Source organism: Myxococcus sp. NMCA1 (assembly GCF_026810205.1).
In the GTDB taxonomy this organism is placed as follows: Bacteria; Myxococcota; Myxococcia; order Myxococcales; family Myxococcaceae; genus Myxococcus; species Myxococcus xanthus_A.
Genome location: NZ_CP113950.1, coordinates 3,319,622 through 3,334,543, shown reverse-complemented (window position 1 = coordinate 3,334,543; position 14,922 = coordinate 3,319,622). Strand labels below are relative to the sequence as shown.

Annotated in this window: 11 protein-coding genes; 6 read left to right on the top strand and 5 right to left on the bottom strand. The window is 71.2% G+C overall.

The features are described from left to right. Positions 1–21: 21 nt before the first annotated feature. Positions 22–2,832, bottom strand: coding sequence for a golvesin C-terminal-like domain-containing protein (locus OZ403_RS14350; RefSeq protein WP_442929776.1), 2,811 nt, complete (start codon positions 2,830–2,832; stop codon positions 22–24). Positions 2,833–2,968: 136 nt separating this feature from the next. Here OZ403_RS14350 and mprA point away from each other — a divergent pair, with 136 nt between their 5' ends. Continuing rightward, positions 2,969–3,622 (top strand): MprA protease, GlyGly-CTERM protein-sorting domain-containing form, encoded by a 654-nt coding sequence (mprA, locus tag OZ403_RS14345; protein ID WP_268784421.1) that lies wholly within the window; start codon positions 2,969–2,971, stop codon positions 3,620–3,622. A gap of 133 nt (positions 3,623–3,755) precedes the next feature. On the opposite strand, the gene OZ403_RS14340 is transcribed toward mprA, so the two are convergent. Then, complete coding sequence (locus tag OZ403_RS14340) at positions 3,756–3,959, bottom strand: hypothetical protein (protein WP_237078284.1); 204 nt, start codon at positions 3,957–3,959, stop codon at positions 3,756–3,758. A 302-nt stretch (positions 3,960–4,261) separates the two neighbouring features. Here OZ403_RS14340 and OZ403_RS14335 point away from each other — a divergent pair, with 302 nt between their 5' ends. The 5 genes from OZ403_RS14335 to OZ403_RS14315 all read left to right on the top strand — a co-directional run bounded on the left by OZ403_RS14335 (position 4,262) and on the right by OZ403_RS14315 (position 11,036). Continuing rightward, positions 4,262–5,857 (top strand): NAD(P)/FAD-dependent oxidoreductase, encoded by a 1,596-nt coding sequence (locus tag OZ403_RS14335; RefSeq protein WP_140790345.1) that lies wholly within the window; start codon positions 4,262–4,264, stop codon positions 5,855–5,857. A gap of 22 nt (positions 5,858–5,879) precedes the next feature. Beyond that, positions 5,880–6,248 (top strand): hypothetical protein, encoded by a 369-nt coding sequence (locus tag OZ403_RS14330; RefSeq protein ID WP_140790343.1) that lies wholly within the window; start codon positions 5,880–5,882, stop codon positions 6,246–6,248. A gap of 158 nt (positions 6,249–6,406) precedes the next feature. Then, on the top strand, positions 6,407–7,546 hold the full coding sequence (locus tag OZ403_RS14325) for a class I SAM-dependent rRNA methyltransferase (RefSeq protein ID WP_140790341.1): 1,140 nt from the start codon (positions 6,407–6,409) through the stop codon (positions 7,544–7,546). Between the two features lie 47 nt (positions 7,547–7,593). After that, entirely contained in the window at positions 7,594–9,045 is a 1,452-nt protein-coding gene (locus tag OZ403_RS14320) for an OB-fold nucleic acid binding domain-containing protein (RefSeq protein WP_140796447.1), read from the top strand. 8 nt (positions 9,046–9,053) lie between these two features. After that, positions 9,054–11,036, top strand: coding sequence for an HD domain-containing phosphohydrolase (locus OZ403_RS14315; protein WP_140854104.1), 1,983 nt, complete (start codon positions 9,054–9,056; stop codon positions 11,034–11,036). Here OZ403_RS14315 and OZ403_RS14310 read toward each other — a convergent pair. From OZ403_RS14310 to metG, 3 genes are read right to left on the bottom strand one after another with little or no spacing between them, the layout of a single operon-like run. Further along, positions 11,023–11,799, bottom strand: a complete 777-nt coding sequence (locus OZ403_RS14310; protein ID WP_268784420.1) for a TatD family hydrolase — start codon at positions 11,797–11,799, stop codon at positions 11,023–11,025. The two genes, OZ403_RS14315 and OZ403_RS14310, sit on opposite strands and share 14 nt — an antisense overlap. Further along, a complete protein-coding gene (locus OZ403_RS14305; protein ID WP_140798087.1) occupies positions 11,796–12,773 on the bottom strand; it encodes a HEAT repeat domain-containing protein in 978 nt (325 codons plus the stop codon). The genes OZ403_RS14310 and OZ403_RS14305 overlap by 4 nt, the downstream gene beginning before the upstream one ends. A 1-nt stretch (position 12,774) precedes the next feature. Beyond that, positions 12,775–14,883 carry a methionine--tRNA ligase gene (metG, locus tag OZ403_RS14300; protein ID WP_268784419.1) on the bottom strand — a complete coding sequence of 703 codons (2,109 nt, stop codon included), beginning with the start codon at positions 14,881–14,883 and terminating at the stop codon, positions 12,775–12,777. Between the last annotated feature and the right edge of the window lie 39 nt (positions 14,884–14,922).

Sequence of the window (14,922 nt, the reverse complement as noted above, 5' to 3'; positions counted from 1 at the left end):
TAGGCATCGCGACCCGCCGAGTCAACGCCCGGCGACATCCCCGCGACGACGCGCACGCCGAAGCTGAACAATCACCCCGAGCAACAGCCAGACGGCGGTGCCCGTTCCCCCACCCGCCCCACAGCCACAGCCGGAATCTCCCAGCGGATAGAACTGCGGCAGAACCCCCACCACATGGGGCTCCGGCTCGGGTTCCGGCTCGGGCTCCGGTGGAGGGTGCGGGTCCACGCCCCGCGCCGCCACACAGGCGGTGAGCAGGCTCGCGGCGCTGGATTCCTCGGCCGGCGGCAGAGGCAGCTCCGTGAGCAGGCCCGCCTGCACCAGGAACGAGGACATGAGCCCGGCGCGCTGCACCGGACTGACGATGCCCTCGAAAGGCATGCCCAGCAACAGCACCCGCCCGTTGGGCGCCGACGTCACGCCCGCCGCCAGGTCAGTTCCCAGATAGCGAAGCACGGACGTGCCACCCGACGCGGGCGTCAGCACGTCCGTCACGCCCACCGCGTAGCCGCCCCGCGTGCCGTCATCCAGCGCCACCCCGGTGAGCTGGGCCAGCCAGTCGCCCGGCATGCCCTCCACGGAGAACGGGGGCGTTCCGCTGCCCGGCGCCGCGCGAAGAATGTCCGCCAGGAAGGCCTGGTCCTCCGCCGAGCCCACGGCCAGCGCCGACGTCACGTGGCTGCCCGACAGGAGGAGGTGCCCACCCTGCATCACGAACCCGCGCAGGGCGTCCTGCTCCTCACGGGTTGGACGGGCCCCTCCCGCCCCGCCCCGGCCGGAGAACCAGTCCACCAGCCGGTACGGCGCGCCCACCGTCACCAGGTTCGCCGCCACCGCCGCGCGCGTCGCGCTGTCGAAGGCGGTGCCCGCGTGCGCCAGCGCGGCGCCGTGGCGGCGCACGTAGGTGCCGTCGTTCATCGTCTCCACCAGCAGGCGGACAGGCGCATGGAGGTCATAGGCGTCCAGTGGCTCGGCGCACGCCTGGGAGGCATCCAGCCGCTCGAAGCCGTTGACCACCAGCACCGGGGACTCCGCGCCGTCTGGCGTCCGAACGCCCACGGTGACGGACGGGAAGCCTTCGCCGCCCGCGTTGTGCGCGGCCACGCGGAAGTAGCGCACGGTGCCCGGCGCCAGCGTGATGCGGAAGGACGTACCCACTGCCTCCGAGCCGTCGTCCCAGCCCAGCCCGTCCGCGCTCTGGTAGACGCGGTACCCCGAGGGCGCGTCGCGGCCCTCCTCGTCCGGGTTGGCCGGCGGCGCCGTCCAGCGCAACTCCACCGTGCCGCCGCTGCCGTTGAGCGCGGCCACCGCCTCGGGCGCCTCGGGCGGCAGGACGACGGGCACGCTGTCCCGGGCCGCGTAGTACTTGATGAGTCCCTGAAGGATGGCGCGCGCGGCCACCCGGCGGAACACGGGCTCCTTCAGCCGGTTCGAATCCGTCACGTTGTCGTGGTAGGCGACCTCCAGCAGCACGGACGGCATCTCGTTGTTGTGCGTGGGGTTCACCTCGCCCAGGTTCGCCGAGCGCAGGTTGCGCACCCGCCAGCTCGGGTCCACCTCGCGGCGCATGTCCCGCGCCAGTTCGTCCAGCAGCGCCCGCGCCAGCACGTCACTGCCCGGAAAGCCGGTAAAGTTGAGCGTGCCGTCCACCGGGTTGGGCCCGTACACGTAGGCCTCCGTCCCCGACACGTTGCCCGTGGTGGACGCGTTGGTGTGCCAGGCCACGTACACCGCGTCCTCGCCCTCCTCGTGCAGCCACGCGGCGAAGCGCGGACGGGCGGTGACGTCCGCGTTGCGCTCATTGGTCAGCGCGTTGGCCCCCGTGGGTGCGTACACCGTGAAGGGCGCGCCGCTAAACTGCACGTGGTAGCGCGCAGACTCCTCGTAGCGGGGCCGCGCCAGGGGCGCCATCGCCTCGTCACCGATGACGCCGCTGCCACCACCGAAGCGCACCGCGTCCAGCGACAGCGTGCCGCCCTCCGCCGTGTCGTTCAGCGCCACCACCGCGCCGGAATCCGGGTGCTGCCCCGCCTTGAAGTAGAAGCGCCCCAGCAGCACCCACGTCCCGCCGTGACGGCGCTGGTTGACGCGGAAGTGGCTCTCACCGCCCGCGTGCTTCACCACATAGTGCGCGTCAGGCGCGCGCGTGGGGTCGGCCGCGTAGGAGACGTAGACGTGGTAGCTGCCCTCCGCGGGAATCTCCGGCGTCCACGTCGCGCTCGCGGTGGCGCTGCGCGCGGAGGCCATCACCCGCGTCGTGCCCAGCGAGAAGGGCTCCACCCCGTTGCCCATGGGTGTCGGCGGCGTGCCCCAGCCGGGCTGAGCGGAGGACTCGAAGACGTCGCCGTCCTCCGAATAGCCGGCCTGCCCGTCGTCGACGATGGCCATGTGCCCGTTGAGGTCCGGCTCCCGCAGGGGCACCACGGTGGCGCCGGCGCCCGTCAGCATGGGCAGCAGGTACTGGTTGAGGACCTCGGCGGAGATAAGGTCCTCCACCACGGCCCAGGTGTTCGGCCGCTGCGTGGCCCAGCGGTTCAGCGGCGCGCTGCGCGTGAAGCCGTGGCCCGGGCTCAGGTACACCACCTTGCCGGAGAGCGCGCCCGTGCGCTGACGCGTCTGCGGCACGCCCGACTTCGTCCCCGAAGCGCCCGTCCGGAGCTCGCGCCGGACGACCGGCGGCTCCGCGGCGGACAGGCGGCGCGTCTCATGCGGACGGGGCCCGGGCATCGGCGTGTACTGCACGCCCGGCGGCTCCAGGCCACACGCCCCTTCATCCAGTGCATGGTCGTGCGCGGCGTGGGATTCGGCGCGGGCCAGGGGGGAAGTCAACAACAGCGCGAGAAGTGCGCCACCCAGACGGACACGAAGAGGGTAGGAAGGGGCATTCACAGGGTCGGACCATACCCCTTCACGACGAAGGGGCAATCCGTCCCGCGGGTGTTAGCCTCCCCCCGCGCTTTCGCCATCGATGAACGCACCTCCTCGGCCACCCGCGTCCTTCCCTCCCCGTCACGGTTCGGGGCTGCTCGCCTCCTTCGGTCACGCGTGGGCAGGGCTCATCCACACCGTCATCTACCAGCGCAACATGCGCGTCCACCTCATCGCCGCCGTGCTGGTGGGGCTGGTGGGCAGCGGCATTGCGCTGGGGCTCGCGGAGAAGGTGACGCTCATCTTCTGCGTCCTCCTCATCTTCTTCGCCGAAATCCTCAACAGCGCGCTGGAGCACCTGGTGGACCTGGCCGTCCAGCAGTTCGACGAGAAGGCCCGGCTGGCCAAGGACGCGGCCGCCGCGGGCGTGCTGGTGCTCGCGCTGGGCACGGTGGTCATCTTCGCCGCCATCCTGGTGCACAACTGGGACACGGTGCGCACGAGCACCGACGCCATCGTCCGCCAGGTTGTGCTGGGTCTGCCGCTGACGGCCTGCATCCTGGTGCTGGTGCTGCCGCAGCGCCGTCCCGCGTGGGTGGATGTGGCCGCCTTCACCGCGGGCGGCGTGCTGATGGCGCTCCAGGCCACGCAGACGGCCAGCAGCGTCTTCAGCGCTCTCACCGCGGGTCTGCTCTTTATTGCCGGCGCGGCTGCGTACCAGCGGAGGCGGGAGCAGCGGGCCCCCCGCGCCTGACTCCTCAATCAGTCGAAACGAAAAGACCGGCCAGGGCCGGTCCTTTCACCACCTCGCTGCCTCCACTCGCGGGCGGGCGCCCCGGAAACCCGTCCGGAGCCCGCGCGCCCGCGGGGAGAACCCGCTGAGCACCTCATGCGTGCGGGCGAAGCTCCGGGGCCTGCTCCTGCGCCGCCTGGACGGCCGTCGCCTTGTCGCCCTCCTTGATGTCCGTCGTCACCAGCTCAAGCAGCTCCGTCGCGATGCCAATCACCTGGTGCGGGGTGTAGCCGCTCGAGCGCAGCTGGTTGAAGAACGTGCGCGCCAGGATCCGGGTGCCCTTTTGATCGGTGCTCAAGGTCAGTGCCTCCATCAAGAAAGCGGCCGGGAAGGAGCGACGCCGCCTAATCACGGTACGGCCCTGCTTCAACCCCCGTGCCAGCCGTTCTCTTCCAAACGGATTCCTCAACATTTCCCAAGGGTTGAAGTAGACCAGGGCCCCGAACGGCCCTGGAGGGCAGTGCGAACGCGGTTGCGCAGTCCTCGGCGGTACGGGGGATTGGCGTGGGGGGGTGCATCAGCGGGTTCGCACCCGGATTTCAAGGGCTTGCAATCTTTCAACGGGGCGGCGAGATACGCGCCCCACCAGGAGCGGATGCAATGGCGTATCGGGTGAACAACATCGGGCTGTGGCTGGACGAGCCGGAGGAGCTGCTCGGTCAACGCGCCGCGGAGAAGCTGGGCGTCACCCGCTCCGACCTCGCGTCCGTGCGGGTGGTGCGCTCCGTGCTGGACGCGCGGAAGAAGGGCAGCCCGCGCTACATCTACACGCTGGAGGTGGAGCTGGCCCGGGGCAAGAAGCCCGCGAAGCTGCCCCCCGACGTGGGTGAGGCGCCCCCGCCGCCCGAGCCCCTGGCCCCGGTGAAGGCGCCGGAGCAGTGGCCCATCATCATCGGCACGGGCCCCGCGGGGCTCTTCGCCGCGCTGGGCCTGCTGGAGCGCGGCGTGCGCAGCATCCTGTTGGAGCGGGGCCGCGAGGTGGTGTCGCGCCGCAAGGATGTGGCCAAGCTCATGCGCGACGGGACGCTGGACCCCGAAAGCAACATGAACTTCGGCGAGGGCGGCGCGGGCGCGTACACGGACGGCAAGCTGTCCACGCGCATCAACCACCCCATGGTGCGCAAGGTCATCGAGGCCTTCGCCCGCTATGGCGCGCCGGACAACATCCTCGTCGAGGGCAAGCCGCACATCGGCTCGGACCTGCTGCCCGGCGCGGTGGCGAAGCTGCGCGAGGAGCTCATCGCTGGTGGCTGCGAGGTCCACTTCAGCACGCGCGTGGACGACCTGCTCTACAAGGACGGCCACATCGCGGGCGTGAAGCTGTCCGACGGCCGCACGCTGGAGAGCAACCGCGTCATCCTGGCCCCCGGCAACTCCGCGCGCGAGCTGTACGAGCGCTTCGCCGCCGACGGCCGGGTGCTCGTGGAGGCCAAGCCCTTCGCCCTGGGCTTCCGCGCCGAGCACCCGCAGGCGCTCATCAACGGCATCCAGTACGGCAGCGCCGCGAAGAATCCGCGCCTGCCTCCGGCCGACTACAAGCTGGCGGAGAACCTGGAGGTGGACGGCGAGGTGCGTGGCGTCTACTCGTTCTGCATGTGCCCCGGCGGCATCGTGGTGCCCACGCCCACGCAGGACGGGCTCCAGTGCACCAACGGCATGAGCAACTCGCGGCGCAACGCGCGCTACGCCAACGCGGGCATCGTCGTGTCCGTGTCCGTGGCGGACTTCGAGCGCGAGGGCTTCCGCGGGCCACTGGCGGGCCTGGAGTTCCAGCGCCACTGGGAGAGCAAGGCGTATGAGCTGGGCGGAGGCCGCTTCTACGCGCCGGCCCAGACGATTCCGGACTACCTGGCCGGGCGCGTGAAGAAGGACCCGGGCGGCACCAGCTACCGCCCCGGCCTGGCGCACGTGGACCTCAACCGGCTCTTCCCGGAGCGGCTCACGGAGTCGCTGAAGCAGGCCCTGCGCACCTTCGAGCGGAAGATGCGCGGCTTCATCAGCGAGGAGGGCAAGCTCATCGGCATCGAGAGCCGCACGTCGTCACCGGTGCGCATCACCCGCGGCGAGGACCTCCAGTCGGTGACGATGAAGGGCCTCTACCCGGCGGGCGAGGGCTGCGGCTACGCGGGCGGCATCGTATCGTCCGCCATTGATGGACTGCGCGTCGCTGAGCAGATTGCCACCGAACTGTCCTGACGGACGGCCGGGAGGAGGGCTCATGGGATACGTCGTGCGTACGCCGGAGGGCGAGCTGGTCTACCCCAGCCTGCTGGATGTGGAGCGGGCCTACGTCCAGGGGCTGGTGGACGCGGAGGACGAAGTCCGGGAGGAGACCGCAACCACCTGGCGCAAGGCGGCGAGCATCCCGGTACTTGCCCAGGCGAAACCCGCGCGCTCGGGGGCATTGCAGCGGGGACAGGTGCTTCGCGTGGCGGCCGTGGTGCTGCTGAGCGCGCTGGCCCTGTCCCTGGTGTTCCGCGACGAATTGCGGCTGCGCGGCATCGGCATCGTCCTGGCGCTGGTGGCCAGCACCCTGCTCTTCCAGGTCACCACCAAGGCCTTCAAGCGCGCGCCCACCGGAGGCTGAACCAACGGGGCGACGGCGCACGGGCCCGCCCGCCCGGCTGCCCCCCGACGTGGCGCTCCGGGACGGGCAGCCATCCGCAGGCCAGCACCCCATGTTCTCCCCTGGCAGCACGCCCCGGGCGCCGGTGCCCTCGGGCCGCCGCGAGAGGAGAACCCATCGTGCTCAGCACCTATCTGTCCCGCGACGCCGCCCGCCGACTGCGCCATGGCGCGCCATGGCTGCGCCGGGAAGACATCGTCTCCATGGAAGGCACGCCGCAACCCGGAGAGCCCGTACAGCTTCGGGACGAGGACGGCTCGGTGCTGGGCCTGGGTGACGTGGATTTAGAGGCGTCCTACGCGGTGCGGCGGCTCGGCCAGCCGGACGAGGCGGTGGAGGGCCTCATCCCGCGCCATCTCCGCCACGCCTTCGAGCGGCGGGCCCGGCTGGTGGACGACCCGCGCTTCTGCCGCGTCGTCAACGATGACGGGGACGGCCTGCCCGGCCTCATCGTGGACCGCTACGACACGCACTTCGTGGTGCAGACGCTCACCCGTGCCATGGACGCGCGCCATGAGGAGCTGACGCGCGCGCTGGTGGAGGTGGCGGGCGCGGGCGCGGTGCTGCTGCGCAACGACACCCTTCACCGGAAAGCGCTGGGCCTGCCCACACAGCGCCCCCACGTCCTGTACGGCACCCCACCCCGCTGGTGCCGGCTGCTGGAGATGGGGGCCCGCTTCACCGTGGACCTCACGTACGGCCAGGGCACGGGCTACGCGTATGACCAGCGCGAGGTCCGCCGCTTCGTGGCGCGCATGGCCCAGGGCTCACGCGTGCTGGACGCCAGTTGCAACGTGGGTGGGCTCTTCGTCCACGCGGGCGTGCATGGCGCCCGTCACATCCTCGCCTTCGACGCCAACGCGGACGCCGCGGACCTGGCGCGGGAGAACGCGGAGGCCAACGGCCTGCTGGGCCGGGTGACGGTGGAGACGGGAAAGCCCCTCCAGGTCCTCCGTGCGGTGCGAGACACCTTCGACCTGGTCCTGCTGGACACACTGGCCGTGGCGACCGACGAGGAATTCGTGGAGTTGCTGCGTCACGCGCTTCGCAGGACGCGCCACGGTGGATGGTTGATGGTCACCGGGTACCATCCACCCCTCCCCCAGGACGGCTTTGACGACCTGGTGGCCACCGCCTGCGAGGGCGAGGCCCGTATCGCCACCCGGCTGGCCCGCCCTGGCCTGCCGCCGGACCACCCGACCCTGGCCGGCTCCCATGGGGCCGAGCACCTCCACGCGATGGCGTTGGAAGTCAGCTGAAGCCGTCCACCCGCGCGGCCGATGGAGTGCTAGTGTCCGCCGCCGCAATGACCAACGAAAACGTGCCCGAGTCCGCGCCCCCCGCCCAGGAAGGTTCCGTGGAGACCGTCCGCAAGGTGTATGCGGCCGACCTGCGGGAGAAGGACCGCGTCCATACCGTCTTCCGCGTCACCAAGAAGGAGAAGGTGACCGCCCGCAGTGGCAAGGTGTTCGTCGCCGCCACGCTCGTCGACAAGAGTGGCGAGGTGGACGCGCGCATCTTCGACAAGGTCGACGCGCTCGAGCCCGTCTTCCAGCCGGGCGACTTCGTGCTCGTCCAGGGCAACGTCATCCAGTTCCACGGCCGCTCCCAGATTGTCGTCGAGGCCGTGGAGCGCCTGGACCCCGAGCCCCTGGACCCCAAGGAGTTCGAGCCGCCCCCGGCCCCGCCCGCCGCCGAGGCGAAGCCCGCTCCGGAGACCAAGGCCGCCCCGGAAGCCAAGGCTGAGAAGCCCGAGAAGGCCGACAAGGGCGAGGCCCGTGGCAACGAGGGCCCGGGTGGCGCGCGCGCCGCCGGCCTCATCCGGGAGATGGTCACCGAGCGCATCGGCGACACCTTCGTGAAGCAGCTGCTGCTGTCCTTCCTGGACGACCCGAAGATCGCGGCCGGCCTGCCGGTGGCCCAGGGCGCCCGGGGCACGCACCACGCGTGGCGTGGCGGACTGGCGGAGCACCTCCTGTCGGTGATGCGGCTGACGCTCCGCGTGGCGGACCAGTACCCCATGGCGGACCGAGACCTGCTGCTGGCCGGCGCGCTGCTGCAGCAGGTGATGAAGGCGGCGGACGCCTCCGAGTCCTCCGACGAGGGCCGGCTGGTGGGCAACCTCGTCCTGACGGCGCAGAAGCTGCGCGAGAAGGCGCTGGCCATCCCCGGCTTCCCGCCGCTCCTGGAGCAGCACCTCACGCACCTGGTCATCTCCCAGCACGGCGACACGCAGCACGGCAGCCCGAAGTCGCCGGTGACGCTGGAAGCGCAGATCATCCACTCGCTGGAGTCGCTGGACGCGCGCATCGCCTCGTGGCTGGAGGCCATGCAGCGCGACTCGCACGACAAGTGGACGGACGTGGTGCGCCCCTACGAGCGCCAGCTGTGGAAGGGCCCTTCGCCCACCTCGCGGGGCCGCGCCCCGGTGGAGGGCGGTGGCCGCCGCAAGGGCCGCGAGGAGAAGCGCAAGGCCCGCGCGGAGAAGCCGCAGCAGCCGGGCACCCCGGCCGAAGCCGCCCCGCAGCAGGAGCAGGCCCAACGGCCGCCGCGCAAGGAGCGTCCGCCCCGCGAGGAGCGTCCGCCCCGCGAGGAGCGTCCGCGTGAGGAGCGCCCGCCCCGTCCGCCCCGCGAGGAGCGTCCGCCGCGTGACGCGAGTTCGCTGCCCAAGGAGCTGACCTTCAAGCCGTTCAGCGCGCTGACGTCGGTATCGCCCGATTCCGGCAACAAGGGCGGCGAGGGTTCTTCGGAGAGCTGAGGCAGCACATGGCGAAGAGGTTGGGAGAGCGCCTCATCGAGGCGGGACTCGTCAACGCCGGGGCCGTGGAACAGGCCCTGGAGCACCAGAAAATCACCGGCCACAAGGTCGGTGATTGTCTGGTGGAGCTGGGACTGCTCCAGGAAGCGGCGCTGCTGCGCTTCCTGGCGGCGGAGTTCCAGACGCGCTTCGTCAGCGCGGACAAGCTGGCGAAGGCGCGCATCGCCACCGAGGTGCTGGACCGGCTTCCGGTGCGCCTGGCCGAGGCGCAGAACGTGCTGCCGCTGGCGGTGGACCCGGAGCGCAAGCTGCTCTCCGTGGTCGCCGCCGAGCCGCAGAACAAGTCGCTGATGGACGAGATTGCCCTCGTCACGGGCATGTCGGAGGTCTACGCGTACGTGGGCCTGCGCAGCGCCATCTCCGCCGCCATCCGCAAGCACTACTACGGCGACCCCACCGCCTTCGCCGCGCTGCTGGAAGGCGCCAACGCCCAGGGCCAGGCCCCGGCCGCGCCGTCCCGCACGGGCGCACCGGAGCACGGGCGCACCTACGCGGGCGGCGGCACCGGGACGGGCACGGGCAACCGGGGCGGGCTCAGCCTCAGCTTCCGCGTGGAGACGGACGCGCGGATGCGGCTGCAACGCGGCAGCAGCACCGGCACCCCCGCGGTCCGCCCGTCCACCCAGCGGCGCGAGCCCGGCGGCCCGCGCGGGCTGGTCAGTGACAGCGACTTCGTGGAGACGCTGGGCATCATGGTCGGCCTGCTGGAGCAGGACCGGCAGCGCCACCGCGGGCACTCCGCGCAGCTGGCGCGGCAGGCCGGCATCGTGGGCCAGCGCATGGGCATGCCCCACAAGGAGCTGGCCGCGCTGTCCATCGCCGCCTACCTGCACGACCTGGGCAAGCCGGCGGAGCGGCACTTCTCGCTGGCGAGCAACGCCGTCAACCCGGAGTGGAAGGCCCAAGCGAAGCTGGCCTGCCGTATCCCCACCCGCATGTTCGAGACGGTGCATCTGCCCGCGCAGACAAACACCATCCTCGCGCAGATGTACGAAGCCTGGGACGGCTCCGGCACGCCCCAGGGCGCCAAGGGCGAGGACATCACCCTGGGCGCGCGCATCCTCGCCGCGGTGGACAGCTTCCTGGAGCTGACGAAGAACCCGGGCAACGCCCTGGGCCGAGTGCTGCCCAAGGAGCAGGCCCTGGAGCACCTGCGCAAGTACGCGGGCGTGCTCTATGACCCGGTGGTGGCGGACATCGTCATCCAGCTTCAGAGCGGTGAGCTGCTGCGCCACAGGCTGGAGAGCGAAGGCCGCCAGGTGCTCGTGGTGGAGCCGGACGAGACGGCGCGCGGCGAGCTGCTGGAGGCGGTGCTGAAGCAGGGCCTGGTGGCGCACGCGCTGTCCACCGTCGAGGGCGCACAGGACGGACTGGCGCGGCAGGACTGCGACGTGCTGGTGGTGAGCCTGCGGCTGGGCCTGCAGGACGTGATGGACCTGCTGGCGCAGGCCCGCTCGGCGCCGGAGACGGCGGGACTGCCCATCGCGGTGGTGGGCGAGCCCGACAACGGCACGCGGGAGCGCCTGCTCATGGCCGGCGCCACGGACGTGCTGTCGCCGGCGGACAAGCCCGCCATCGCGAAGACGGTGCAGGCCCTCTACGACGACCGGGTACAGCACAACGGCCCGGGGCGCGTGGTGCGCGGCAGCTTCGACGAGCTCCCTCCGCGTGAGCTGCTGCGCACGCTGGGTGGTGGCCACAAGAGTGGCCGGCTCAACCTGCGCCAGCACACGCTGGAGGGCTACCTGCACCTGGAGCGGGGCCGCGTCGTCTTCGCGTCCTTTGGTGGCCACTCGGGGGAGCCCGCCCTGCAGGCGCTGCTGAAGCTGAAGCAGGCGGACTTCCAGTACGACCCGGACGCGTTGCTGCTGGACGTGCCGCAGATGGACCAGGACCTCGCGGCCCTGGCCGGCGGCCTCAACGCAGGTTGAGGTTGAAGAGGGCGGCGGCGTTGGCGGTGGTGACCGCGGCCACCTCCTCCAGCGTCACGCCCTTGAGCTCGGCGACCTTCCTCGCCGTCTCCACTACGTGCGAGGGCTGGTTCTTCCGCCCTCGGTGCGGCACCGGCGCCAGGTACGGGCTGTCCGTCTCCACCATCAGCCTGTCCAACGGCGCGAAGCGCACCGCGTCCTGGAGCGCCTCCGTCTTCTTGTAGGTGATGACGCCCGACAGAGACAGCAGGAAGCCGCGGTCCAGGTAGCGCCGCGCCGCGTCCGTGTCGCCGGTGAAGCAGTGGATGACGCCCTTCGACACGCCCGTCTCGCCGAGGATGGCGTCGCAGTCGTCATGCGCGTCGCGCACGTGCACCACCAGCGGCTTGCCCAGCCGGAGCGCCAGCGCGCACTGCCGCCGGAAGACCTCCGCCTGCGCCTCGCGCGGTGAGTGGTCGTAGTAGTAGTCCAGGCCCGCCTCCCCCACCGCCCGGACCTCGGGACGCGCGCAGGTGCGCTCCAGCGTGGCCAGGTCCTCCTCGGTGGCCCGAGCGGCCTCGTGCGGGTGGATGCCCAACGTGGGCGACAGGAACTCCGGGTGCGCCGCCGCCACCTCCAGCGCGTTGCCCCAGTTGCCCGGGCCGTGGAACTGCCCCACCACGACGGCGTGGACCAGCCCCGCCGCGCGAGCCGCGTCGAGCACGGCCATGACGTCCGGGTAGTCCTTCACCTCGAGGTGACAGTGGGCGTCGACGAATTTCATGGCTCCTCCTGCAACAGCTCTTCCAGCTCGGCGCGGGCCTCTGGTGAGGGAAAGGTACTCACCGCGTTGCGAACAGCCTCACGCGCCTCCGGCCCGCCCAGGCGCCACAGCCCGTCAGCGGCGTCCAATCGGCTGTCCTCGGAGGCCTGCGCGTCCTGGAGCAGCCCGACCAGCCAGGGCAGCGCCCGCGCATCGCCCAGCCGGCCCAGGCCTCTCGCGGCCGCGCCCCGGCAGGGGTCCTTCACGTCGTCCAGGACTTCCTTCAACCGCTCCAGCGCGCCGGGCACCTTCACCTCGCCGCAAAGCTCCACGGCCAGGGCCCGGTCCGGGCTCCACCGCTTCTTCGCCATCCGCTGGATGAGGTACGCCGAGCCGTCCGAATCGCCGAGCTTCGCCAGCACCCCGGCGGCCTGCGTCTTGTCGAAGGCGGGCAGGAGCCACCGGCCGAACAGCTTCTTCACCTGGGGCAGCGCGCGCGCGTCCCCCAGCTCCGCCAGCGCGCCCAGGGCCCGGAAGCGCAGCAGGTCCGCGTCCAGCGCCTCCAGCAACACCTCCAGCCCCGCGGCGTGCTGGAGGCTGGCGATGCCGCGTGCCGCCTCGAAGCGGACCTCGAAGGTACCGTCCTCCAGCATGGAGGCCAGCGCCCCGCGCAGCTCCGGCCGGGCCAGGTCCGCCAACCGGCCGGTGGCCTCCAGGCGGATCTGCCACTCCTCGTCCCGAAGCCGGGTGATGAGCAGGTCCGGCAGCTCCGCCGGAGGCACCACCACGGAGGCCAGGCTCACGCCCGCGCGGCGCACCTCCACCTGCTTATCCGCCAGCAGCCGGGGGAGCGCCTCGAGGAACTCGGCGGCGTGCTCGGGGACCTCCGACGCGAGGTGATAGAGCTGGAGCGCGGCCTCCGTCCTGAACGCCGGGCGCTTCTCGCGCTCCAGCGTCAGGAGGGCCCGGTCCCGGTCGGCACGCCAGTCCGTCACCTCACTTCACCTCGCTGCCAGGGGCCACATCGCCCGGGTCGAGCAGCGACAGCTCCTTGCCGCCCGGCCCCGCCGTCAGGAGCATGCCGCGCGACTCGATGCCCTTGAGCTTGCGCGGCTTGAGGTTGGCCACCACCACCACGTTGCGCCCGGTGAGCGCCTCGGGAGCGAAGGCCTCCGCGATGCCGGAGACGATGGTGCGCGGGCTCCCCTCGCCCACGTCCACCGTGAGCTTGAGCAGCTTGTCCGCCTTCTGCACCTTCTCCGCGGCCAGCACCTTGCCGGCCTTCAGCACCACCTTGGCGAAGTCGTCGTACTCGATTTCACCCGACGACTCGGCCGCGACAGCGCTCGGAGCCGCCTGCGTCGCGGCGGGAGCCTCGGCGGGCTTCTTCTCCGCCTTGGCGCCCTTGGCCGGCCCGGCCTCCGCGGCCTGCGGCGCCGCGGCGCCTTCCGGCAGCTTGATGATGGCGTTGACGCGCTCCTCCTCCAGCCGCGGCAGCAGCGGCTCGGGCGTGCCGATGGGACGGCTGCGATCCAACAGCGGGTACTTCGCGCCCTCCAGGGCCTGGAACGTCAGCGGCTCGGCGCCGAGCTGGGCGAAGAGCTTCTCCGACAGGCGCGGCGTCACCGGGGCAAGCAGCGCGCCCAGGAGGTAGGCCACGTCCGCGGCGTCGGACAGGTCCGCGCGAGCGACCTCCGCGTCCTTCTTCACCTCGGCCCACGGCGCGGCCGTCTGGAGGAAGCCGTTCGCGGCCGACGCAATCTCGGTGATGACGCGGATGGCGGACCGGTACTCCAGCTTGTCGAACGCGTCGCGCACCTCCGGCACGCGGGCGAGCGCGGCCTCCACCAGGGCGCGGCCCGGGCCCTCGGTACGGCCGGGCGCGAGACGCTTCTCCAGCGGACCGGCCAGCAGCGACAGGGCGCGGTTGGCCAGGTTGCCCACGTTGTTGACCAGCTCGCCATTCACGCGCTGGCGGAAGTCCTTGAGGTTGAGGTCCAGGTCTTCCACGCCCGGGCCCAGGTTGGCCGCGTAGAAGTAGCGCAAGTAGCTGGGGTCCAACTGGTCCAGGTAGTCGCGCACCGGCACCATGGTGCCGCGGCTCTTCGACATCTTCTCGCCGTTCACCGTGAGGTGGCCGTGGACCTTGATTTCGCTGGGGCCGTGGAAGCCCGCGACGTTGAGCACGGCCGGCCAGAACAGCGCGTGGAAGTAGACGATGTCCTTGCCGATGAAGTGGATGATGCGGGTGTCGGCGTCCGCGCTCCAGTAGTCCAGCGCGCTCTTCGCCTTGCCCGTCTCCTTCGCCCACTTCTCCGTGGTGGCGATGTACCCGATGGGCGCATCCAGCCAGACGTAGAAGTACTTGTCCGTCTCACCCGGAATGGCGAAGCCGAAGTACGGCCCGTCACGGCTGATGTCCCAGTCCGCCAGGCCCTTCTCGAAGAAGCCCTGGAGCTGGGTCGCCAGGCCCGGATGGAGGAAGCCCGGCTTGCGCAGCACGTCCTGGAGGAAGTCCGCGTGCCGCGACAGCTTGAAGAACAGGTGTTCGGAGTGCTTGCGGACCGGGGGCGTGCCACACAGGGCACAGCGCGCGTCGATGAGGTCCGTGGGGGCGTAGGCCTTGCCGCACTTCTCGCAGGCGTCGCCGTACTGGTCGGCCGCCTTGCAGTTGGGGCAGGTCCCCTTGATGAAGCGGTCTGGCAGGAAGCGGCGGTCCTTCTCGCAGTAGGTCTGCTCGATGTTCCGGCGCTCGATGTCGCCCTTCTCCTTCAGCCGCCCGTAGATGAGCTCCGCGTACTGGCGGTTCTCCGGCGAGTTGGTGGAGTGGAAGTAGTCGAAGCGGACATCGAGGTCGCGGAAGTCCCGCTGGTGCTCCTCATGGAAGCGGGCGATGAACTCCTCGGGCTTGATGCCCTGCTTCGCCGCGTTCAGCTCGATGGGCGTGCCGTGGGTGTCATCGGCACAGAAGTAGACGACGTCCCTGCCGCACGAGCGGAGGAAACGAACGTAGATGTCGGTCTGCACGTACTCGACGGCGTGGCCGATGTGGACCGGGCCGTTCGCGTAGGGCAGCGCGCTGGTGACGAGAATTCTCTCAGCCATGGACTCTCCTGAGGGCGGCGGACCTTAGCCGCTCGGATG

What these genes read in the sequence shown, in the direction of transcription:
- mprA (WP_268784421.1), top strand. Translation starts at nt 2,969, where the DNA reads ATGAACGCACCTCCTCGGCCACCCGCGTCCTTCCCTCCCCGTCACGGT.
- OZ403_RS14335 (WP_140790345.1), top strand. Translation starts at nt 4,262, where the DNA reads ATGGCGTATCGGGTGAACAACATCGGGCTGTGGCTGGACGAGCCGGAG.
- OZ403_RS14330 (WP_140790343.1), top strand. Translation starts at nt 5,880, where the DNA reads ATGGGATACGTCGTGCGTACGCCGGAGGGCGAGCTGGTCTACCCCAGC.
- OZ403_RS14320 (WP_140796447.1), top strand. Translation starts at nt 7,594, where the DNA reads ATGACCAACGAAAACGTGCCCGAGTCCGCGCCCCCCGCCCAGGAAGGT.
- OZ403_RS14315 (WP_140854104.1), top strand. Translation starts at nt 9,054, where the DNA reads ATGGCGAAGAGGTTGGGAGAGCGCCTCATCGAGGCGGGACTCGTCAAC.
- OZ403_RS14310 (WP_268784420.1), bottom strand. Translation starts at nt 11,799, where the DNA reads ATGAAATTCGTCGACGCCCACTGTCACCTCGAGGTGAAGGACTACCCG.
- metG (WP_268784419.1), bottom strand. Translation starts at nt 14,883, where the DNA reads ATGGCTGAGAGAATTCTCGTCACCAGCGCGCTGCCCTACGCGAACGGC.